This window comes from Micrococcus sp. HMSC067E09, assembly GCF_001812555.1.
In the GTDB taxonomy this organism is placed as follows: domain Bacteria; phylum Actinomycetota; class Actinomycetes; order Actinomycetales; family Micrococcaceae; genus Micrococcus; species Micrococcus lylae.
The window spans coordinates 44511-67092 of the sequence record NZ_KV809452.1 but is presented as its reverse complement, the minus strand read 5'-3'; the positions used below and the strand labels follow the sequence as shown (position 1 = coordinate 67092).

At 71.1% G+C, this 22582-nt stretch carries 16 protein-coding genes; 13 read left to right on the top strand and 3 right to left on the bottom strand.

Features of this window, described 5'->3' with window-relative positions:
- The first annotated feature begins 7 nt into the window (after window positions 1-7).
- The 7 genes from mutM to HMPREF2863_RS09700 all read left to right on the top strand — a co-directional run bounded on the left by mutM (window position 8) and on the right by HMPREF2863_RS09700 (window position 12073).
- Complete coding sequence (gene mutM, locus HMPREF2863_RS09730; protein ID WP_070639753.1) at window positions 8-901, top strand: bifunctional DNA-formamidopyrimidine glycosylase/DNA-(apurinic or apyrimidinic site) lyase; 894 nt, start codon at window positions 8-10, stop codon at window positions 899-901.
- Between the two features lie 61 nt (window positions 902-962).
- Window positions 963-2120 carry an LCP family protein gene (locus HMPREF2863_RS12210; RefSeq protein ID WP_246828874.1) on the top strand — a complete coding sequence of 386 codons (1158 nt, stop codon included), beginning with the start codon at window positions 963-965 and terminating at the stop codon, window positions 2118-2120.
- On the top strand, window positions 2113-3330 hold the full coding sequence (locus tag HMPREF2863_RS09720; RefSeq protein WP_070639751.1) for a glycosyltransferase family 4 protein: 1218 nt from the start codon (window positions 2113-2115) through the stop codon (window positions 3328-3330). Before HMPREF2863_RS12210 ends, HMPREF2863_RS09720 begins: the two co-directional genes overlap by 8 nt.
- A gap of 36 nt (window positions 3331-3366) precedes the next feature.
- Window positions 3367-5166, top strand: a complete 1800-nt coding sequence (locus HMPREF2863_RS09715; protein ID WP_070639749.1) for a glycosyltransferase family 4 protein — start codon at window positions 3367-3369, stop codon at window positions 5164-5166.
- 76 nt (window positions 5167-5242) lie between these two features.
- Window positions 5243-6484, top strand: a complete 1242-nt coding sequence (gene wecC, locus HMPREF2863_RS09710) for a UDP-N-acetyl-D-mannosamine dehydrogenase (protein WP_070639748.1) — start codon at window positions 5243-5245, stop codon at window positions 6482-6484.
- 102 nt (window positions 6485-6586) lie between these two features.
- Window positions 6587-7564 carry a UDP-glucose 4-epimerase GalE gene (gene galE, locus HMPREF2863_RS09705; RefSeq protein ID WP_070639746.1) on the top strand — a complete coding sequence of 326 codons (978 nt, stop codon included), beginning with the start codon at window positions 6587-6589 and terminating at the stop codon, window positions 7562-7564.
- A gap of 63 nt (window positions 7565-7627) precedes the next feature.
- On the top strand, window positions 7628-12073 hold the full coding sequence (locus HMPREF2863_RS09700) for a glycosyltransferase (RefSeq protein WP_070639743.1): 4446 nt from the start codon (window positions 7628-7630) through the stop codon (window positions 12071-12073).
- A gap of 150 nt (window positions 12074-12223) precedes the next feature.
- On the opposite strand, the gene HMPREF2863_RS09695 is transcribed toward HMPREF2863_RS09700, so the two are convergent.
- Window positions 12224-13126 carry an ABC transporter ATP-binding protein gene (locus tag HMPREF2863_RS09695; protein ID WP_070639741.1) on the bottom strand — a complete coding sequence of 301 codons (903 nt, stop codon included), beginning with the start codon at window positions 13124-13126 and terminating at the stop codon, window positions 12224-12226.
- Window positions 13110-14030, bottom strand: coding sequence for an ABC transporter permease (locus HMPREF2863_RS09690; protein ID WP_070639739.1), 921 nt, complete (start codon window positions 14028-14030; stop codon window positions 13110-13112). Before HMPREF2863_RS09690 ends, HMPREF2863_RS09695 begins: the two co-directional genes overlap by 17 nt.
- 309 nt (window positions 14031-14339) lie before the next feature.
- On the opposite strand from HMPREF2863_RS09690, the gene wecB reads away from it, so the two are divergent.
- Complete coding sequence (gene wecB, locus HMPREF2863_RS09685) at window positions 14340-15506, top strand: non-hydrolyzing UDP-N-acetylglucosamine 2-epimerase (RefSeq protein ID WP_067190299.1); 1167 nt, start codon at window positions 14340-14342, stop codon at window positions 15504-15506.
- A 178-nt stretch (window positions 15507-15684) separates the two neighbouring features.
- On the opposite strand, the gene HMPREF2863_RS09680 is transcribed toward wecB, so the two are convergent.
- Window positions 15685-16989, bottom strand: a complete 1305-nt coding sequence (locus tag HMPREF2863_RS09680; RefSeq protein WP_067190297.1) for an MFS transporter — start codon at window positions 16987-16989, stop codon at window positions 15685-15687.
- A gap of 51 nt (window positions 16990-17040) precedes the next feature.
- Between HMPREF2863_RS09680 and ftsY the strand changes: the two genes are divergently transcribed.
- The 5 genes from ftsY to HMPREF2863_RS09655 all read left to right on the top strand — a co-directional run bounded on the left by ftsY (window position 17041) and on the right by HMPREF2863_RS09655 (window position 22526).
- Window positions 17041-18234: a signal recognition particle-docking protein FtsY gene (gene ftsY, locus HMPREF2863_RS09675; RefSeq protein WP_070639737.1), complete on the top strand. Its 1194-nt coding sequence runs from the start codon at window positions 17041-17043 to the stop codon at window positions 18232-18234.
- A gap of 275 nt (window positions 18235-18509) precedes the next feature.
- Complete coding sequence (locus HMPREF2863_RS09670; RefSeq protein WP_070639735.1) at window positions 18510-19817, top strand: ammonium transporter; 1308 nt, start codon at window positions 18510-18512, stop codon at window positions 19815-19817.
- Between the two features lie 197 nt (window positions 19818-20014).
- Window positions 20015-21598 (top strand): signal recognition particle protein, encoded by a 1584-nt coding sequence (ffh, locus tag HMPREF2863_RS09665; protein ID WP_070639733.1) that lies wholly within the window; start codon window positions 20015-20017, stop codon window positions 21596-21598.
- A gap of 218 nt (window positions 21599-21816) precedes the next feature.
- Window positions 21817-22284: a 30S ribosomal protein S16 gene (gene rpsP, locus HMPREF2863_RS09660; RefSeq protein ID WP_070639731.1), complete on the top strand. Its 468-nt coding sequence runs from the start codon at window positions 21817-21819 to the stop codon at window positions 22282-22284.
- A gap of 2 nt (window positions 22285-22286) precedes the next feature.
- Window positions 22287-22526 (top strand): RNA-binding protein, encoded by a 240-nt coding sequence (locus HMPREF2863_RS09655; protein ID WP_067190287.1) that lies wholly within the window; start codon window positions 22287-22289, stop codon window positions 22524-22526.
- The last annotated feature ends 56 nt before the right edge of the window (window positions 22527-22582 follow it).

Genomic DNA, 22582 nt, shown 5'->3' with positions numbered 1-22582 from the left:
TCAGGCGATGCCTGAGCTGCCCGAGGTGGAGGTCGTCCGCCGCGGACTCCTCCCGTTCACGGCCGGCGCGCACGCCGGCCGCCTCGATGTGCTCGAGCCCCGCAGCCTCCGCCGCTCGCCCGGCGGCGAGGAGTCGCTCCGCGCGGCCCTGGACGGCCGTCTGCTGGGGGCGCCGATGCGCCGCGGCAAGTTCCTCTGGATCCCCTTGGCCGAGGCGGGGGAGGCGGCCGTCGTCGTGCATCTGGGCATGTCCGGTCAGGTGAGGGTCGACGACGCGACACGCCCGGATCCGCCCCACCTCCGACTGCGTCTGCCCGTCATCGCCGCCGACGGCCGGGAGGCGGAGCTGCGCTTCGTGGACCAGAGGATCTTCGGCGGCTGGTGGTTGGACCGCCTCGTCACCGACCCGGCGACCGGCGAGCGGATCCCGACGACGGCCGCCCACATCGCGCTCGACCCCCTCCACCGGCAGTTCGATCCGGACGCGGTCCACGACCGCTGGCGCCGCTCGCGCACCCGGCTCAAGCGGGCGCTGCTGGACCAGTCCCTCGTCTCCGGGATCGGCAACATCTACGCCGACGAGGCCCTCTGGGCCTCGCGTCTGCACCCCGAACGACGCACCGCGACCCTGTCCCGGGCCCAGGGACACGCTGTGCTCACCGCAGCCGCCACCGTCATGGAACGGGCCCTCGCCGCCGGCGGGACCAGCTTCGACGCGCTCTACGTCAACGTGGACGGCCGCTCGGGATACTTCGCCCGGTCGCTCAACGCCTACGGTCGGACAGGGGAGCCCTGCCCCCGCTGCCGGGACGAAGGGCGGGACGGGGTGATCGTACGGGAGGCCTTCATGGGCCGCTCCTCCCATCGCTGCCGCCGCTGCCAGCCGCGTCCGCGCACCTGAGGGGCACCACGCCCGCCTACACTGATTCCCAGCCCCCGCCCGTACGACAGGAGAGATGCCGGTGACCTCCCGTGAGCCCGCAGAGCTCGACGAGCTCAGCGACCGGCACGCCGAGCCGGACCGCCGCCGGCGGCGCCGCTGGCCCTGGGTGCTCGGGGCCCTGGCGACCGTCGTGGTGGTCGCTCTCGTGCTGGTCGCGCTGTACGCCGGAGCCCTGGCACGCAGCTACGACGACAACCGCCGCACCGTCTCCGCGCCCAACGTCACCGACGGCGAGGGTGGAGCGGTCACCGTCCTGCTGCTCGGCTCCGACTCTCGCGGCGAGGACGGCTCGCCCGACGTGGAGGGGGAGCGCTCGGACACCATGATGGTGGTCCACATCCCGGAGGACCGCAGCGGCGTCTACGTCATGTCGATCCTCCGCGACCTCTACGTCGACATCCCCGGCCATGGGAAGGGCAAGATCAACTCGGCCCTGGCCAAGGGCGGCTATGAACTGACCGTGGACACGGTCGAGGAGCTGCTGGACATCGAGGTCAACCACCTGGTCGAGATCGACTTCCAGGGCTTCCGCGGCGTCACCGAGGCCCTCGGCGGCGTGTCCGTCTGCAACCCCACGGCCTTCTCGTCCGGTGTCAGGAACCCCAGCTACTTCCCCCGCGGCGAGATCCTGCTCCAGGACACCGCGGCGCTGCGGTACGTGCGCGAGCGGCACGCCTTCGCCCGCGGCGACCTCACCCGCGTCGAGAACCAGCAGCGCGTCGTGTTCGGCGCGCTCGACCGGTTCCTCAGCGTCGACGTGCTCGCCGACCCCCGTCGCACCATGGACGTGGTCTCCACCCTCTCCCGCCACCTGACGGTGGACGAGGGACTCGACTCGCGCCGGGTGGCCGGATACGGCTGGGACCTGCGGTCCATCGGCAGCGACGACGTCGAGATGTTCACCATCCCCAACGCCGGCGGTGCCGTCGAGGAGTCTGGCCAGCAGGTCGTCCTCCCGGACGAGCAGCAGCTCGACCGGCTCAAGGCCGCCTACGCGCGCGACGACCTCGGAGGCTACCTCCGCGAGGTGGAGCGCGATGAGAAGGAAGCGGCCGAGCGCCGCAGGGCCGAGCGCCCCGCCTCCGAGTCCGCCGCGCCCTCCTCCTCGGACGGCGCGTCGGGCCCCGCGTCGTCCGCCCCCGCTCCCGTGCCCGCCGTGGAGGACCCCTGTGGCTGACCGCGAGACGGCCCCGAGGGTCCTTCTGCTGACCCAATCCTACGCCCCGGAGGCCACGCCGCCGGCCCGGCGGTGGGAGGCGATCGTGCGCGGACTCGTCGCCGAGGGCTGGTCCGTGACGGTCCTCGCCCCCGGAGCCCCGGACCACGCCGCGCGGAGCGAACGGGGCGAGCACGGCGAAACCGTCCTGCGCACGCGCTCACGGCGCGCCGAGGCCGGCGGGCGCAACGCGCGGTTCGCCGACGCCGTCCTCCACGCCGTCCAGAGCATCCCGCTCGGGCTGGCCGCCACGCGGCCCGACGTCGTCGTGGCCACCGTGCCTGCGCTGCCGACCGTCGTCGCCGGCCGGGCGCTCGCCGTGCTGCGCCGCCTGCCGCTGGTCCTGGAGATGCGCGACGCCTGGCCGGACCTCGCCCGGGACGCCGGCCTGCGCAGCGGACCGCTGGGACGGCTCATGGAGCGCATCGTCGGAGGCGCCCAGCGCCGTGCGGACCTCGTGGTGACCGTCACCGCAGGGTTCGCCGAGACCCTCCGTGCACGCGGCATCGCCTGCGTCGAGACCCTCGGCAACGGCGTGGCGCTGGACGCCATCCCCGCCCTGCCTCCCCGGGACCGCCGTCCGGGCGACGAGCTCCACGTCCTCTACCTGGGCAACCACGGTGAGTCGCAGGGACTGGAGCGGCTGGTCGAGGCCGCCGCACGCCTGCGCTCCCGCGCGCCAGGGGTGCGTGTCCGCATGGTCGGCTCGGGCACCCGACGCGAGGAACTCCTCGCGCTCAACCGCAGGCGGGGCGAACCCGTCGAGATGCTCGACGCGGTCCACGGGCAGGCCGCCCGAGAGCACTACGCCTGGGCGGACACGGTGATGGTGTGCCTGCGCCCGGACTGGGCGAGCTTCCTCCACACCGTGCCGTCGAAGACCTACGAGCTGCTCTCCATCGGCCGGCACGTCACGGCCCAGATCCAGGGGGAGGCGGCCGCAGTCGTCGAGGCCGCCGGTGGAGGAGACGTCGTCGGTCCCACGGTGGACGACCTCGTCGCGCACCTCGAAGCGCTGTGGGCCGACCCCGCGTCGACCCGGACCACGGGCGCAGCCCGCGGCTGGGTGGCGAGCCACGCCGACCTGAGCACCATCGGCCACCGCTACGCCGAGCTGCTCTCGCGCACCGTCCTCCGGCGCCGCGGCCGGTTCTCCCGGCCGCGGATCTGAGCCTTCAGGAACCGTCCCGTCACCCCGAGGAGCCCCATGTCCCCGTCCGTGCGACGCCTCGCCTCCAACGCACTGCTGGCCGCGACGACCGCCGTGGACCACGTCCGCGACGATCCGGTCGTCCTCGCCCTGCAGATCTCGCGCCGCCTCCCGCCCGCCGTGCGGATGCGCCTGGGGGCCTGGGGAGCCGGCTGCTCCGCGAGCCTGCCGGTGCCCGCCGCCGTCGCCCTCGCCGCCGGGGGGCGGACAGAAGAGCTCGAAGAGCTGGTCGACCAGGTCCTGCGCAGCCCCCGCACGCACGGCGCGGACCCGGTGACCCGGGTGCGCCTGGCCGACGTCCTCCTCGCCGCCGACCGCCCCGACAGGGCCGAGCAGATCCTCGCGACGACATCCTCCGCCACGCCCGGATGGGCGGCGGCCCGTGCCCGTTCGCACTGGTATCACGGCCGGATGCGGCAGGCCGTGGCCGTCCTGGGCGGTTCTGCGCGCGAGAGGGCAGTCCGCGAGCGGCTCGGCTCGGAGCTGCGGGCGATGGAGGGGTGGATCCCGACCCTGCAGCCCCCGGGCGCGCCGTACCGACCGGTCGCGGACCGGGTGCTGTTCGTGCTCACCAACTCCCTGCCGCACACCGGTTCCGGCTATGCACAGCGGTCCCACAGCCTGATGCTGGCCGTGCGTGACTGCGGGTGGGACCCCGAGGCCGTCACGAGACTCGGGTGGCCGGTCCAGACCGGCGTGCTCCAGGCGGCCGACCGGGACGAGGTCGACGGGATCCGCTACCACCGTCTGCTGGCGCCGAGGCTCCTGCCGGGCTTCGACCGACGCCTGCAGCAGAACGCTGAGGAGCTCCTGGCCCTCGTGCTGGAACGGCGTCCCGCCGTCCTGCACACGACCACCCACTGGGTCAATGCCGTCGTCGTCCGTGCCGTCGCGGAGGCCGTGGGGATCCCCTGGGTCTACGAGGTGCGCGGCCAGCTCGCCGACACCTGGGCCTCCACCCGGGGGACCGCCGCGCTGTCCTCGGAGCGGTACCGGCTCTTCACCGCCCGCGAGGCCGACGCCGTCCGCTCCGCGGACGCGGTCGTGACCCTGGCCGAGACCATGCGGGCCCGGGTCGCCGCCGACGGTGTCGACCCCGACCGCATCGTGCTGAGCCCGAACGCCGTGGGCGGGGCCTTCCTCGACCCGTCCGGAGACGCCGCGCAGGCGCGACGCAGCCTGGGCCTGGACCCGGACGCGGAGTACGTGGGGACGGTCAGCTCGGTGGTCCCCTACGAGGGGCTCGACGACCTCGTGCGTGCCGTCGCCCTGCTGACCGTCTCCCGTCCCCGCCTCCGCCTGCTCGTCGCCGGAGACGGCACGGCGCTGCCGGGGCTGCGGCGCCTGGCCGATGAGCTGGGGATCGGCGACCGCGTCGACCTGCTCGGCCGCGTGGACCGCAGCCTCGCCCCGACCTGTCACCGTGCCCTGGACGTGTTCTGCGTCCCCCGCAAGGACACCACCGTGACCCGCTCGGTCACCCCGATGAAGCCTCTGGAGGCCATGGCGTCCGCGCGCGCGGTCCTCGTCTCCGACCTGCCTGCGCTCCGGGAGATCGTGCGGGACGGGGAGACCGGCGTCCTCGTCCCCGCCGAGGACCCCGAGGCCTGGGCGGAGGCCCTCGACGCGGTCCTCACGGACGGTGCCCGGCGGCGCGCACTGGGCGCAGACGCGCGCGAGTGGGTGCTGGCGGAGCGGACCTGGGCCGCGAACGCCCGCCGCTACGTCCAGATGTACGCGGAGATCACATCCGGGAGTGCCGCCGAGGAGGGGACCGAACCGTATACTGGCCGGTGACCCCTGACACGTCGCGCGCCCAGGCGCAGCGATCGGGGTCGCGTGACTCCCATAGACAGGAAGAGGAACACCACGGATGTCTGAGATCCAGAGCGTTGCCGTCATCGGGCTCGGCTACATCGGCCTGCCGACCGCCGCCATCCTCGCCGAGAACGGCGTGAAGGTGCACGGCGTCGACGTCAGCGACCGCACCGTCGAGGCCGTCAACGAGGGTCGGGTGCCCTTCGTCGAGCCGGACCTGGCCGACTTCGTCAAGCGCGCCGTGGACAAGGACATGCTCTCCGCCTCCAAGGAGACTCCCAAGGCCGATGCCTACATCGTCGCCGTGCCGACCCCCTTCAAGGGCGACCACGTCCCGGACCTGAGCTACATCGAGGCCGCCGCCCGCGGTCTGGCCCCGCAGCTGACCGGGGACGAGCTGGTCATCCTCGAGTCCACCTCGCCCCCCGGCGCCACCGAGCACATGGCCGAGGTCATCTACACCGAGCGTCCGGACCTCCGTGAAGCCGGACTCGACTTCGCCCACTGCCCGGAGCGTGTGCTCCCGGGCCGCGTGATGGTCGAGCTCGTCACCAACGACCGCATCGTCGGCGGCTCCACCCCGGAGGCCGCACAGCGCACCGAGGCGCTCTACCGGACCTTCTGCAAGGGTGAGATCCTGCTCACCGACTGCCGGACCGCGGAGATGGCCAAGCTCGTGGAGAACTCCTTCCGCGACGTGAACATCGCCTTCGCCAACGAGCTGTCCGTGATCTGCTCCGAGCAGGGCATCGACGTCTGGGAGCTCATCGAGCTCGCCAACCACCACCCGCGCGTGAACATCCTGCAGCCCGGCCCGGGCGTGGGCGGCCACTGCATCGCCGTGGACCCGTGGTTCATCGTGGACGCCGCTCCCCAGAGCGCTCGCATCATCCGCGCGGCCCGCGAGATCAACGACGCCAAGCCGCAGTGGGTGATCGACCAGGTCAAGGCCGCGGCCTTCGACGTGCAGCAGGAGACCGGCCGCGCTCCGGTCGTGGCCGCCCTGGGCTTGGCCTTCAAGCCGAACATCGACGACCTCCGCGAGTCCCCCGCGCTGAACATCGCCCACGACCTGGCGGACCAGTTCTCCGGGTCCGAGGTCCTCGTGGTCGAGCCGCACGTCGAGGAGCTGCCGGCCAAGCTCGAGGGCAAGCCCAACATCCGCTTCGTCTCCGCCGAGGAGGCCGTGGAGAAGGCCGACATCGTCCTGCTCCTGGTGGACCACGATGCCTTCGCCGGCCTCGGCTCCGAGGTCGAGGGCAAGCACGTCATCGACACCCGAGGCCAGTGGCGCTGACCGCTGCATGACATCGGGCGACGGGGTCCCCCGGAAGGGGCGGCCCCGTCGCCGCGCCCGTCCCGCGGATCGGGACGGGAGGACGCGAACGAGGAGGACGGCATGCGGCTGTTGGTGACCGGCGGAGCCGGCTACATCGGATCCCACTTCGTCTCTGCGGCCCGTCGGCGGGGCCTGGAGGACATCACCGTCGTCGACGACCTGTCGACAGGTCTGCGGCGCCGGGTCCCGGCGGAGGTCCCGCTGCACGAGATCGACCTGTCCCGAGACAGCTCCGTCCCCGAGCTCACGGCGCTGCTGCGGGACCGGGGGATCGACGTCGTCGTCCACTTCGCCGCGAAGAAGGTCGTCGGTGACTCGGTGGTGCAGCCGGAGGAGTACTTCCGTGCGAACATCGGCTCCACGGTGAACCTGCTCACAGCCATGCGCGCCGCGGACGTGGACTCCATGGTGTTCTCCTCCTCCGCGGCCGTGTACGGCGAGCCGGAGGCCACCGTCGTGTACGAGGACACGCCGACGGCGCCCATCAACCCGTACGGCCAGTCCAAGCTCGTCAGCGAGCTGGCCCTCGAGAACGCGGCGCGGGCCTGGGGGCTCCGGGCCGTCGCGCTGCGGTACTTCAACGTGGCGGGCGCGGAGAGCGCGCAGCTGGCCGACACCACCACCACGAACCTCATGCCGGCGATCCGAGACGTGATCACCCGGGGCGACCGGCTCTCGGTCTTCGGCTCGGACTACGACACGGTCGACGGCACCTGCGTGCGCGACTACGTGCATGTGGTCGACCTGGCCGAGGCGCACCTCGCCGCCCTGCCGGCCGTCACCCGGGACGCCCCGGCCCGGACCCTCGTCTACAACGTCGGCACCGGACAGGGCAGCAGCGTGCTCGAGATCGTCGAGGCGTTCCGCTCCTATCCCGGCATCACGCTGGACTACGACCTGTGTCCGCGCCGCCCCGGGGACCCCGGGGCTCTCACGGCCGACGTCTCGCGCATCGCGGAAGACCTCGGCTGGAGCTCGCGCCACTCACGGGAGGACATCGTCGCCTCCGTGGTGGACTTCGCTCCGCCGGCCGACTGACCGCCACCCACCGCCGGGCAGCACACCGACCCCCTGAACCCTGACTACCGAGGACTCGCATCAATGATCCAGCTGTTCCTTCGATTCTCACGACGACAGCAGCTCGTGATGGGGCTGTTCGTGCTCCTCGCGCTGGTCGGGACCGTCCTGGCCTTCATCGTGGACCACACCGTCCTGATCATCGGCCTGTTCTGGATGCTGTGCGCCGCGGTCTTCGTCATGATCATGTACCACCGCCGGCTGAACGCGAAGATCACGCGCTTCGCCCGCGCCCGCGGCGCCGCCGTGCCGGGGTCGGCCGCGCGCAAGCCCGCGTCCAAGGGCGCGGCGGCGCGGCTGTCCTCCCAGGAGTCGCTCGAGACCCTCCGGGCCGCGTTCGAGCGGCGGGGCACCGTGGCCGCGGGCCTGCCGTTCGCCCGCAAGCTGATCCAGGAGAAGGGCGACATCAGCGGTGCCCGCCAGGTGCTGGACCAGATCCGGGACAAGAGCGGTCTGAAGGAGGCGGAGGTCGGCTACATCCGGCGCGTCGACTCGCTGCACCGCTTCCTCTCCGAGGACGTGGAGCTGCCGCAGCGACACCGCAGCTACAACTACGTCCCCGTGCGGAACAAGGTCATGTACGCCGTGGGCATGTCCCCGGTGTCCGTCACCAACGGCTACACCTCGCGCACCAAGGGTGTCGTGGAGGGGCTGACCGGTCAGGGCCTCGACGTGTTCGTGGCCCCGATGCCGGGCAAGCCGTGGGACAAGAAGACCGTCCAGGGGGGCCGGCGCGTCCCGGCAGAGCAGCGCCGCTACGTCGAGGAGATCGACGACGTCCGCTACGTCCACAACCCGGGCATCCCCGCCTGGGAGGGCGACATCGACATCTTCTTCCAGGTGGCCGCCGACGCCTACGTGCGCGAGGCCATGATCGAGAAGCCGGAGTACATCCTGGCGGCCTCCAACTACCTGTCCGCGCTGCCGGCGCTGATCGCCGCCCGTCGCCTGGGCATTCCGTTCGTCTATGAGATGCGCGGCTTCTGGGAGGTCTCTGCCGCCTCCGTCCGCGAGGGCTGGGCCGACTCCGACCAGTACCGCCTCGACCGTCGCATGGAGGACCTCGTCGCAGGCTCCGCCGACCGCGTCGTCGTCATCACCGAGGAGATGCGCCAGGACTTGATCGCCCGCGGTGTCGACGGCGACCTCGTCTCCGTGGCGCCCAACTGCGTGGACGCGGACACGTTCGCGCCGCTGGGCAAGGACACAGCCCTGCTGCGCAGCCTCGGCTTCTCCGAGCCGGACCTGCCGGTCGTCGGCTTCGCCGGCAGCGTGACCGACTACGAGGGCCTCGACCTCGTCGCCGAGGCGCTGGCCACCCTGAAGGGTCGAGGAATCCGGTTCAATTTCCTCGTGATGGGCGGCGGAGCCTACCTGGACCGCCTCAAGGCCCTCGTCTCCGAGCTGGGCCTCGACGCGGACACCCGCTTCGTCAGCGGTGTCCCGAACGCCAAGATGCCCGCCTACCTCTCCAGCATCGACGTCTTCCCGCTGGCCCGGAAGTCCCTGCCGGTGACGGAGCTCGTCTCCCCGCTCAAGCCGCTCGAGGCGATGGCGGTCGGCGGTGCGGTCGTCCTCTCGGACGTCTCGCCGCACACGGTGTTCTGCGGGCCGGACCAGGCGACCGCACTGAGCTTCGCCAAGGACGACGTGGCGAGCCTGGTCGACCGTCTCGCCGAGGTCCTCGAGGATCGCGAGGCCGCCCGGGCCATGGGCGTGCGCGCCCGCCGTTGGGTGAAGGAGAACCGCAGCTGGTCCGTCACGGGCGCCCGCATCGCCGAGGCACTGGGGTCGCTGTCGCGCGACGGCCGCACCGCGGGGGCCGATGCGGAAGCCGAGCGACCGCTGAAGGACTTCACGGTCGCGTTCATCGGCGACGTGTTCACCTCGGATACCTTCGTCCCGGAGCTGACCGCCCTGCGCGTGCGTCCGGACGACTGGAACGAGCAGTTCCAGACGCACAGCGTCGACGCCCTGTTCATCGAGTCCGCCTGGCAGGGCAACGACGGCGCCTGGACGGGCATCATCGGCTACTACGACGACGAGACCCATGCTCCGATCGCAGAGCTCATCGCGCACTGTCGTCAGCACGGCATCCCGGTGATGTTCTGGAACAAGGAGGACCCGGTCCACTACAACCGCTTCAAGCGGACCGCCTCCCTCTGCGACTACGTGTTCACCACGGACGCGCGGACGATCGTGGACTACAAGTCCCTGCCGGACAACCAGATCAAGACCGTGGCCTCCGCCCCGTTCGCCGCGCAGCCGCTGCTGCACAACCCCCTGCCGAGCACGCGTGAGCAGGACGAGAGCATCGCCTACGGCGGCACCTACTACGGCGACAAGTACGCGACCCGCAAGCAGGGGCTCGACTTCCTGTTCTACGAGTCCGCGCCGTTCGGCCTCGCCATCTACGAGCGGGTGCACAACGACCCGAACTCGCCGTACCGCCTCCCGGACCGGTTCCGCCGGTACGCACGGCAGAGCCTCAGCTACCCGGACATGTGCCAGGCCTACAAGGCCCACCCGATCCACCTCAACGGCAACTCCGTGGTGGACTCCCCGAGCATGTTCTCCCGCCGCGTCGTGGAGATCACCGCGTCCGGCTCGACCGTGCTCAGCTCGGCCGGCCGCGGCGTGGACGAGACCCTCGCCGGGACCGTGCCGACCGTGACCACCCCGGATCAGGCGAACGGCCACCTTGAGGCATGGAAGGGCTCCGAGGCGCTGCGCCACGAGGGCCTGTGGAAGGCGTTCCGCCACGTGTACGAGGCGCACACCTGCGCCCATCGTCTGGTGTACATGATGCGCGTGGCCGGCTTCCGGGTGCAGAGCCCGGCGACGGCCCCCGTGGCGGTCGAGTGCTCGCGCGCGGACGTGCCTCTCTTCGAGGCTCAGACCATCCGTCCGGCCCTGTACCTGCTCACCGACTCGACCGACGGCGTCCAGGCCTCCTGCCCGGTGGTCCACGCCGAGGGTGAGGCACGCGTGGCTGCGCTGCGCGAGGCCGGCATCGGCCACGTCGTGGTGCACCGCGCCGGTGCCCCCGCTCCGGAGGCCCACCTGCTCGAGGACATGTCCCTGGCCCTGCGCTTCGGCGACTGGAAGGCGGTCGGCACCCGCACGGTCTCCTGGGGCAAGGGCGAACCGCACGTGCGCATCGCTGCGCTGACCTCGGACATCGAGCCGGGCACGGTCCTGCTCGCCGAGGACGTCTACGAGGCGTGGCTGCAGGGCTCCCCGCCGGCGCTCGACGACGACCAGGTCTTCGCCTGGCAGCGGGTGGTGGACCGTGACGGCTCCGCCCAGGCCTCCGGAGGAACGGCGGCGGTCGTCTCCGGCACCGCGTCGAGCCCCGTCGGTGCCGGTGCCGCAGCGGCCGGTGCATCGGGTGTGCAGGCCTCTGCCGGCCTGCCCGACGGGTCCCAGGACGTCGCCGGCGCCGTCATGGTGGGCGAGGAGACCACGCAGCCCCTGACGGTGCTGGTGGCCGGTCACGACCTGAAGTTCTTCCCGCAGATCACCGCCGTGCTGGAAGGAGCGGGCCACCGCGTCATCGTCGACCAGTGGGGCGGCCACGACATCCACGATGAGCAGCAGAGCCGCCGTCTCCTCGCCGAGGCCGACGTGGTGTTCTGCGAGTGGGCGCTGGGCAACGTGAAGTGGTACAGCCGGAACAAGCGTGAGGGACAGCGCCTGATCGTGCGCCTTCACGCCCAGGAGCTGCGCACCCGCTTCCTCCGGGAGGCGGATCTGAAAGCCGTGGACACCTTCGTCTTCGTCTCGCCGGTCGGCATGCGCCGCGCGCAGATCACCTTCGGTGTCCCGGCCGAGCGCTCGGTGGTCATCGGCAACACCTTCGACTTCGACGCCTTCGCGGCGCCTCGTACGGATCCGGACCCGCACGTGCTGGGCATGGTGGGCTCGGTGCCGCAGTCCAAGCGACTGGACCTGGCGCTCGACGTGATGGAGCGTCTCACGGCCGAGGACCTGGGCTACCGCCTCGTGGTCAAGGGCAAGGAGTACATGGAGTACCCGTGGCTGATGAACCGTGAGCCCGAGCGCGAGTACTTCGAGGCGCAGTATGCCCGCCTGACGGACTCTCCGGCGCTCCAGGGCGCCGTGGAGTTCGGCGGGCACAGCGCCGACATCGCCGAGTGGTACCGCACCGAGCCCGGATTCATCCTCTCCACGAGCGACCACGAGGGCACCCACCAGGCCATCGCCGAGGGCGGCGCCGCCGGCTGTGTGCCGATCATCTGGCCCTGGGCGGGCGCCGAGTTCGTGTACGGAGAGCGGTGGCTCGTGGAGGACGCCGCCGAAGCCGTGGACCGGGTCCGTCGCCTGACGGCGGACCGGGACCGGTTCCTGCAGGAGTCCGCCGAGGTGCGCGAGTTCATGCGCAGCCACTTCGCCCCGGCGACGATCGGCGCCCAGATCCTCGAGGTGGTCGAGGGACGCCGCCGCTGAAGAGTGATCGCGCACCGCGCGGATCCGAACGACGAGGGGCCCGCCCCGCAGCCGTGCTGCGGGGCGGGCCCCGTCTCCGTCGTGACGGCCCCGTTGTGACGGCGCGGGCCGCGCGGTCAGGTTCAGGCGTCCACGGTGCCGGCCGTGCGGTCAGGTGTCCACGGTGCCGCGGCGGATGTCCTCGATCCGCTCCTCGAAGGTCGAGGCGTAGCGCGCCTTGACCTCGAGGGCCTTCTTCTCGCCGTGCTTACGGAGGGCGTTCATGAACATGCTGTAGTCCTTCATGACGCGCATGGTCTCCCCGTCCTCGACGATCTCGCCCTTGTCCATCCAGACCACGCGTGTGCAGAGCTCCCGGATCACGGGGGCGGAGTGGTTCACCAGGAATCCCGTGCCGGACCGTGCGATGAGGTCCTTCATGGCCTGGTTCGACCGCTCCCGGAAGGCATCGTCGCCGGTGGAGAGCGCCTCGTCGATCATGATGATGTCCGGCTTGGCGGCCACCGAGATGGAGAAGCGCAGCCGGGCCCGCATGCCGGAGGAGTAGGTGCGCATGGGCATGCGGATGGAGTCACCGATGTCCGCGAGCTCGGCGACCTGCGCGATCCGGGCCTGGACCTCGTCCGGGGTGAGCCCCATGGCGAGCAGGCCGATGCGGATGTTGTCGAGGCCCGTCAGATGCGGCATGAGGGCCGCTCCCACGCCCATGAGCTGGGGCTTCGAGGCGGCGAAGACCTCGCCTGTGGTCGGGGCCTCGACGCCGGCGAGGACGCGCAGCAGCGCGCTCTTGCCGGAGCCGTTGCGGCCCACGAGGCCGATGAACTCGCCCTGGCGCGCAGCCAGGCAGACGCCGCGGACGGCGTGCACCACTCCGCGCTCACCGGCGGACGAGAAGAGCCCGCGCGTCTTCTCCTCGCGGGCGATGCGCACCGGGTAGTCGAGCGTGATGTCGGTGGCCAGGAGGGTGAGGTCTCCGAACTGCCGTGCGTCGTCCGACGCGTCGGTGTCTGCGCGGCCGGACTCGCCGGCGTTCCTGTCATCGGTACTGGTCACGGCCGTAGGACTCCTCTCCGAGCCAGAAGACGAAGAAGCCCACCACGGACAGACCGACGGCGTACGCGCCGAGGGTGGCCCAGTGGGCGGCGGACGGCATGACGCCGTCGATGATGAGGTCGCGGTACATCGTGAGGACGACGAACACGGGATTCATCTCGATGATGTCGTGGAGCACCGGGTACCGGTCGGTGAAGCGGGTGATCGGGAAGATCACGCCGGAGCCGTACATCAGGATGCGGGTCACGAACTGCATGAAGCGGCTGACGTCCGGGAACAGGGTGCTCGCCCGCGCCAGCAGGAGCATGATGCCGAAGTTCATGAGGATGTGCAGGACGAGCACGACCGGGACCAAGAGCCAGGTCCACTCCGGCGTCTCGTGCGGGGGGATGACCAGGACGAGCACGAACATCACGCCCACGGCGAGCATGCGCTGCAGAACGTCGAAGAGCAGATCCGCGATCGGCAGGGCCATGCGGGGGAACTGGAAGGCCCGTGTCAGGGACATGTTCGAGGAGATCGTCCGGGTGCCGCCGGTGAGTGCGGCACCGGTGAACTGGAACATGAACACGCCGATGATGACGAAGGCGACGTAGTTCGACATGCCGCGGTCGAGCTGGAGGAGCACGCCGAAGACCAGCCAGTAGAACGTGGCGTCGAGCAGCGGGCGGAGGATGAGCCAGAAGGCGCCGAGCCGGCTGTCGTCGTTGCTGGTCACCACACGGCTGCGGGACTGCCACCAGATGAAGTGGCGACGCTGCCAGAGCTGACGGATGTAGCTGCCGAGCCCGGGACGTCCGGTGACCGAGGTCAGGTGGGACGCGTCGCCGTAGGCGTCGTGGACGGCGCTGCGGAACTCGTCGGTCCGGGACGCGGGTCGCCCGTCGTGGCGCTGTGTCGACATGGGTGTGTGCGCCTGCCTTTCTCACCGTGTGTCCCATGGACGTCGGGTGGCGGCCAGGGGGTCGTGTCACGGTCGCGCGCCGTCGTCAGCGCCGTGCGGGGCACGGCACGACGACGCCGTCGCCGCCGGAAGGCGGCGTCGACCGCTGTACCAGTGTAGGAGACCGCGCGGTGCCGGCGGCGATCCTGCGTGCCGAGCCGGTGCCTGCCGGGGCCGTGGACTATGGTGGGGGCAACTCGAGGGCGGGCGACATGTGCCCGGAGAACCAGTGGCCTCGAGACCGCCGACTCCCACACAGCGAGGAACACTGTGAAGAAGATCATGCCGATCTACGGCACCCGTCCGGAGGCCATCAAGGTCGCCCCGATCGTGAAGGCGCTGGAGGCGTCGGACCAGTTCGACTGCGTCGTGGCCGTCACCGGCCAGCACCGCGAGATGCTGGACCAGGTCAACGAGCTGTTCGGCATCGTCCCGGCCCACGACCTGAACATCATCCAGCCGCGCCAGACCCTGAACTCGATCTTCGCGAAGATCCTCGAGGGCGTGGACCGCATCCTGGTGGAGGAGAAGCCGGACGCGGTCGTCGTCCAGGGCGACACCACCACCTCCACCGCCGCCGCGATCGCCGCGTTCAACCTGCAGATCCCGGTGGTGCATGCCGAGGCAGGCCTGCGCAGCTTCGACATCATGTCCCCGTTCCCGGAGGAGGCGAACCGCAAGCTCACCTCCCAGCTCGCGTCCCTGCACCTGGCGCCGACCCGTGTGTCCAAGGCGAACCTGCTGCGCGAGGCCGTGGACGAGGCCGATGTGTACATCACCGGCAACACCGTGATCGACGCCCTCCTGGAGGTCGTGGACAAGAAGATCCCGTTCACCGACCCGCAGCTGGCGGAGGTCGAGCAGAAGGTGGCGCAGGGCACCAAGGTCGTGTTGGTCACCACCCACCGCCGTGAGAACCAGGGCGAGGCCATGCGCGGTGTCGGTCGTGCCCTGGCCCGCCTGGCGAAGCAGAACCCGGAGGTCCTCTTCGTCCTTCCGGCCCACAAGAACCCGGTGGTCCGCGAGGCCGTCCTGCCGTTCCTCGAGGGCCTGGAGAACATCGTGGTCACCGAGCCGCTGGCCTACGGCGAGTTCACCCACATGCTGTCCCTGGCGAACGTCGTGCTCACCGACTCCGGCGGCGTCCAGGAGGAGGCCCCAGGCCTCGGCAAGCCGGTGCTGGTGATGCGGGAGAACACCGAGCGCCCGGAGGCGGTGGAGGCCGGCACCGTCCGCCTCATCGGCACCGCCGAGGACGTCGTGTTCGAGCAGGTGCAGACCCTTCTGCACGACGAGGCCGCCTACAAGGCCATGGCCAACGCGGTGAACCCCTACGGCGACGGCAGGGCCGCCGGCCGCACCGTCTCCGCCATCGCTCAGATGCTGGGTGTCGGCGAACGGGACTCCGAGTTCGACGACGGCCTCGGGGAGCGCTGAGCCACCAGCCTCCGCCGGCAGGCCCACGACGACGGAGCCCGCCTTCCGCTCAGGAAGGCGGGCTCCGTCGTGTCCGGGATCCCGGCACTGACGTGCCGGCGGTGCAGGCGAGGCGGGCGACGGGGTGGGGGACCGTCGTCGGGAAGCAGCAGGCCCGGCAGCGGTGCCTGCGTGCCGCTCAGCTCTCCTCGGGCGAGGTGCGCGGCTTCTCCGGCGGGACGATGACCGGCAGGGTGCCCGTGCGGGGCCCGCCGGGGCGGACCGGCAGGTTGGTCTCCGGGGCGCGGGCCCAGGCGATCGCACCGATGGCCAGGACGGCGCCGGTGGCGAAGAAGGCCCAGTCCCAGCCCCACATGTCCGCCATGGCACCGGCGAGCAGCGGACCGATGATCGCGCCCATGTCTGCGGACATCTGGGCCGTGGACATGACGTGGCCGGCCTTGCGCTCCTGGCCGACCATGTCTGCGATCGCCGCCTGCTGCGGGGAGTTGAGGGTGCCGGTGCCCGCGCCGGCCAGCAGACAGGCGACGAGGAACAGCGCGGGGGAGGAGGCGAGGCCGATCAGGCCCGTCATGACCGCGGTGGTGGTCAGGCCGATCAGGATCAGGGGCTTGCGTCCGTGGACGTCGGACAGGCGTGAGCTGAACGTCACGGCGGTGACGTTCCCCGCGGCGAACAGGGACAGGGCGAGGCCGGACATCAGGGCGCCGTCCACCGCGTACCCGAACAGGGCTGCGCCGGCGAACGCGGTGGAGGCGTAGAGCGGCATCACGGAGTTGCGGACGCCGAAGGTGGCCCAGCCGTTGGAGAAGAAGGAGACGAGCGCGGCCCGGTAGGAGGGCAGTGCGAGGGCCTCCTTCAGCGGCATCGGCGGTCGGGAGTCCTGCACGCGGCGGTCGGCGCGGCGGGTGTCCTTGAGCTGGAAGAACACCAGCGCCGCGGCGCAGACCAGAGCGGTGCCGTAGATGAGGAACGGGATGCGGAAGCCGAACACGGACAGCGCCGAGCCGACGATCGGGCCGACGATGTTCCCGACGAGGAAGGCGGAGGCGTAGGCGCCGGAGACGCGGCCGCGGATGGTGGGCGGGGACTTGCGGGCCAGGAACGCCATCGCGGAGACGGTGAAGAGGGTGGAGCCGATCCCGCCGAGGGCACGGAAGACGATGAGCTGGGTGAAGTCCTGGGCGAAGGCCGTGAGGAACATGGACAGGGCCACGATCAGCACGCCGGTCATGTACACGGGCGTCTCGCCGAGCCGGTTCGTCAGCCGTCCGGACACCGGGGCGAAGAGCAGACGCGTGACGCCGAACGCGGACACGACGGATGCCACGGCCATCGCAGAGGCGTTGAAGGAGTGGGCGTAGGCCGGCAGCAGGGGAGCGATGAGGCCGAAGCCGATGGCGATCGTGAACGCGGCGGCCACCATGACCTTGATCTCACGGGGGAGGGGGATGCGGGTCGCGTCAGATCGTCGGGTGGCCATAGGGCGGATTGTCTCACGGAGCGGCAACGGGGTCTGTGACAGACTGGAAGCGTGGAGTTCACTCTGATCATCGCTGTTGTCATCGCCCTCGCCGTGGGCGTGGTCCTGGTCGGCTTCCTCGACCGCCGCCCCGCGCCGCCGAAGGGCACTTACAAGGAGGTCCGGGACCCCGACGACCCGGGCCGTGGCGGCACCGCCGTCCTCGAGCGCGAGCCGGAGGTCGTCGAGCCCGAGGCCGAGCCGGAGCCGGAGGTCGTCGAACCCGAGCCGGAGGTCGTCGAGCCCGAGGCCGAGCCGGAGCCGGAGGTCGAGCGGCCGGAGGCCGCGGGCTCGCGCCTGCAGCGCCTGCGCGCCCGGCTGCTGAAGTCCAACAACGTCTTCGGCAAGAGCTTGCTGGCCCTGCTCTCCCGCGACCGGATCGACGAGGACGTCTGGGACGAGGTGGAGGAGACCCTCCTCATGGCGGACCTCGGCACGGAGCCGACCATGGAGCTCGTGGACCGCCTCCGCGACCGCGTGAAGGTCGAGGGCACCCAGGACCCGGAGCAGGTCCGCTCGCTGCTGCGCGAGGAGCTGCTGGCCATGGTGGACCCGTCCATGGACCGCCGCCTCGAGGCCTCCCGCAAGGGCGACCGCCCGGCCATCACGATGGTCGTGGGCGTCAACGGCGTCGGCAAGACGACCACCGTGGGCAAGCTGGCCCGTGTGCTCGTGGCCGAGGACCGCAAGGTCGTCCTCGGCGCCGCGGACACCTTCCGCGCCGCCGCCGCCGAGCAGCTCGCCACCTGGGGTGCCCGCGTGGGCGTGGACACCGTCCGCTCGGACAAGGACGGTGCGGACCCGGCATCGGTGGCCTATGAGGCCGTCGCCGAGGGGATCCGCCAGGAGGCGGACGTCGTGCTGGTGGACACCGCCGGACGGCTGCAGAACAAGGCCAACCTCATGGACGAGCTGGGCAAGATCAAGCGCGTCATCGAGAAGCAGGGCGAGGTGGACGAGGTCCTGCTGGTCCTGGACGCCACCACCGGTCAGAACGGGCTGACCCAGGCCAAGGTGTTCGCCGAGGTCGTGGACGTCACCGGCATCGTGCTCACCAAGCTCGACGGCACCGCCAAGGGCGGGATCGTCGTCGCCATCCAGCGCCAGCTGGGCGTTCCCGTGAAGCTCGTCGGTCTGGGCGAAGGCGCCGACGACCTGGCGCCGTTCAGTGCCGAGGGCTTCGTCGACGCGCTGCTCGCCGACTGACCCCGCCGGTCCCGCGGACAAGGGGACCCACGATGACGGCTCCGTCGCCCTCCGAGGCGACGGAGCCGTCGTCGTTCCCGCACCGGGACGACGGGGTCGGATCCGGCCGGCTGTCGGCTGTGTCACACGATGGAAACGATCCCTTACCTCCCCGCAACACGGGGGCGCGCAACGGGCAACACGGGACGGGGAGCCTGGTCACAGGTCGCGACCCGGTCCATCCCCGCCGGCGCCGCGGCGGCCCCCCACACGACGCACGGAGAGGACGACGAGAGATGGACGTCGAGCTGACCCCCCTGAGTGCCGAGGCGGTGTGGACCATGGTCTGCGCCGGGCTCGTGCTGCTGATGACCCCCGGACTGGCCTTCTTCTACGGCGGCATGACGCGCGCCAAGGCCTCCCTGAACATGATGATGATGTCCTTCATCTCCATGGGCCTGATCGGCGTCGTGTGGGTGCTGTGGGGCTACAGCATGACCGGCGGCGACGGCTTCGCCGGGATCGTCGGCAACCCGTTCGCCGACTTCGGCCTCTACGGCGCGGTGAACACCGAGGGCCTCGTGGGCATCGGCTTCGGCGCCACCTTCGCGATCATCACCGTCGCCCTGATCTCCGGCGCGGTCGCCGACCGTGCCAAGTTCAGCACCTGGTGCGTGTTCGTCCCCGTCTGGGTGACCCTCGTCTACTGCCCGATGGCCTTCATGGTCTGGGGCGGCGGCCTGCTCTCCGCGGACGGCGCCATCGGCTCCGTGGTCGGCGAGGCCGTCGACTTCGCCGGCGGCCTCGTGGTGCACACCGCGGCCGGCGTGGCCGCCCTCGTGCTGGCCCTGATGATGGGCAAGCGCGCCGGCTTCGGCGTGGACCCGGGCCACCGCCCGCACAACATCCCCTTCGTGATGCTCGGCGCCACCCTGCTGTGGTTCGGCTGGTTCGGCTTCAACGGCGGCGCCGCCACGGACGTCCAGACCGCCGGCTTGATCTGGGTGAACACCCTGGCCGCCCCGGCCGCCGCCATGGTCGGCTGGATGATCGTCGAGGTCGTCCGCCACGGCCGCCCGACCTCCCTGGGCACCGCCTCCGGCATCGTGGCCGGCCTGGTCGCCATCACCCCGGCCTGCGCCTACGTGGACCCGGTGGGCGCCGTGGTCATCGGTGCGGTCGCCGGCGCCGCCGCCGCCCTCGCCGTGAACCTGAAGTACAAGCTCGGCTTCGACGACTCGCTCGACGTGGTGGGCGTGCACCTGGTCGCCGGCATCATCGGCACCGTGATGATCGGACTGTTCGGCCGCCCGGAGCTGGTGTCCGAGGAGGGCATGGCCGGCCTGTTCTACAGCGGCGGGCTCCGCCTCCTGCTCGCCCAGGTGGTGGCCGTGCTGTTCACCATCGTGTTCACCGGCGTGATGACCGCGATCATCGCCTTCGTCCTCAAGGCCGCCATGGGCCTGCGCGTCTCCGCCGAGGAGGAGGAGCGCGGCGTCGACCTCGCCCTGCACGCCGAGTCCGCCTACGACTACGGCCTGGGCACCGCCTACAGGGAGGACGGCGCCGAGGCGCAGGCCGCCGAGCCCACGCCCGCGCGCTGAGCCCGACGGCGACGGCCGCCTCCCGCCGCCGCCCGAGGACACCGACGGCCCCGACCGCCCCATGGCGGTCGGGGCCCTCGCCGCATCGTCCGCCCTTGCTTCGGTTGCTACCCTGGTGGGGCGCCGACGGCGCCATCCGACGCCGGGCCCTTCGCGCCCGCGCCGATCCCGCCCCCTTCCGAAGGACCACCACCGCCGTGTTCAACTCCCTGTCTGATCGTCTGGCCAACACCTTCCGCAACCTGAAGGGCAAGGGCCGGCTCACCGAGGCGGACATCGACGCCACCGCGCGCGAGATCCGCCGTGCGCTGCTGGACGCCGACGTGGCCGTGCCGGTGGTGCGTCAGTTCATCGCGCAGATCAAGGAGCGCGCGCTCGGAGCGGAGGTCTCCCAGGCGCTGAACCCGGGCCAGCAGGTCGTGAAGATCGTCAACGAGGAGCTCGTGGAGATCCTCGGCGGCGAGACCCGCCGCATCCAGCACGCCAAGACCGGCACCACCGTGCTGATGCTCGTGGGCCTGCAGGGCGCCGGAAAGACGACCCTGGCCGGCAAGCTGGCCCACCAGCTGAAGTCCGACGGGCACACCCCGCTGCTCGTGGCCTGTGACCTCCAGCGACCGAACGCCGTGAAGCAGCTGCAGGTGGGCGGCGAGCGTGCCGGTGTGCCGGTGTTCGCTCCGCACCCGGGCGTCTCCTCCGAGTTCGAGGTGCCCACCGGGGATCCGGTCCAGGTGGCCCTGGACGGCATCGCGGAGGCGAACTCCAAGTACCACGACGTGGTCATCATCGACACCGCCGGCCGCCTCGGCGTGGACCAGGAGCTGATGCAGCAGGCCAAGGACATCCGCGCCGCCGTGAACCCGAACGAGGTCCTCTTCGTCATCGACTCGATGATCGGCCAGGACGCCGTGGCCACCGCCCAGGCGTTCAACGAGGGCGTCGGCTTCACCGGCGTGGTGCTCACCAAGCTCGACGGCGACGCCCGCGGCGGCGCCGCCCTGTCCGTGCGGCACGTGACCGGCAAGCCGATCATGTTCGCCTCCACCGGCGAGGGCCTGAAGGACTTCGAGGTCTTCCACCCGGACCGCATGGCGTCCCGCATCCTGGACATGGGCGACGTGATGTCCCTCATCGAGCAGGCGGAGAAGAACTGGGACCGCTCCGAGGCCGAGAAGATGGCCAAGAAGTTCGCGGACCAGGAGGACTTCACCCTCGACGACTTCATGAGCCAGATGCAGCAGCTCAAGAAGATGGGCTCGATGAAGAAGATGCTCATGATGATGCCGGGTGCCCAGAGCATGCGGCAGCAGCTCGAGCAGTTCGACGAGAGCTCCATCGATCGCGTCGAGGCCATCATCAACTCGATGACCCCGCACGAGCGCGTGGCGCCCAAGATCATCAACGGCTCCCGTCGCGCCCGCATCGCCAAGGGCTCCGGCGTCACCGTCTCCGAGGTCAACGCCCTGCTCGAGCGCTTCGGCCAGGCCCAGAAGATGATGAAGAAGATGGCCTCCGGCGGCGGTATGCCCGGCATGCCCGGCATGGGCCCCGGCCCCGGCAGGGGCGGCACCCGGAAGAAGGGCAAGGGCAAGGGCAGGCAGAAGGTCCGCTCCGGCAATCCGGCGAGGGCCGCGGCCGAGCGTCAGGCCCTTGAGGAGCGTCGCGCCCGCAGCGCCCAGAAGCCGGGCTCCATGTTCGGCCAGGACTTCGATCCGTCCAGCTTCAACGCCCAGGACCTGAACCTCCCGGCGGGCTTCGACAAGTACCTCAAGGACCGCTGAGTCCGGCCCCCACGCCCCTCGGGCGCGGCGCGACGGACAGGGTGGCGCGCCCGACGTGTGTTCCGGGCTGATCTCTGGCAGAATGGCAGGGCACTGAGCGCGCGGACGACCCTCTCTCCTCCGCCTGCGCTCCGTCCCGCGGTCCGGCCGACGAGGATGCGCCCCACGTCCCCGGCCGAGCACCGCACCTCAGACCAGAAACAGGAGAAACCACAAACGTGGCTGTCAAGATTCGACTGAAGCGCATGGGCAAGATCCGTGCTCCGTACTACCGCGTGGTCGTCATGGATTCCCGTACCCGCCGCGACGGCCGTGCGATCGAGGAGATCGGCAAGTACCACCCGACCGAGGAGCCGTCGTTCATCCAGATCGACTCCGAGCGCGCGCAGTACTGGCTGTCCGTCGGCGCCCAGCCGACCGAGCAGGTCGCCGCACTGCTGAAGGTCACCGGCGACTGGCAGAAGTTCAAGGGTGAGGCCGGCGCCGAGGGCACGCTGAAGACCAAGGCCGAGAAGGAGGCCTTCGTCGCCGGAGACAAGGAGTCCGTGATCCTGCCGGAGGCCCCGAAGGAGGAGGCCCCCGCAGAGGAGGCCGAGTCCGCCGAGGGCGAGGCTGAGGCCGCCGCTGAGGAGTCCGACTCCGTCGAGGGCGAGACCGCCGAGGCTGAGGCCGAGAAGGCCGAGTGACCATGCTCACCGAGGCTCTCGAGCACCTGGTGCGCGGCATCGTGGACAACCCGGACGCCGTCCGCGTGGACGCGCGGCGGCAGCGCCGGGGCGAGATGCTGGAGGTCCGTGTCGACCCGGCTGACCTCGGGCGGGTGATCGGCCGTCAGGGCCGCACCGCCTCGGCACTGCGCACCGTGCTGGACGGGCTGGCCGGCCACCCCGTCCGCGTGGACGTGGTGGACACCGACCGCCGCCGCTGAGCACGTCGGGCACACGCCTGTGACCACGGCCCGCCGCCACCGGTAGAACGGTGGCG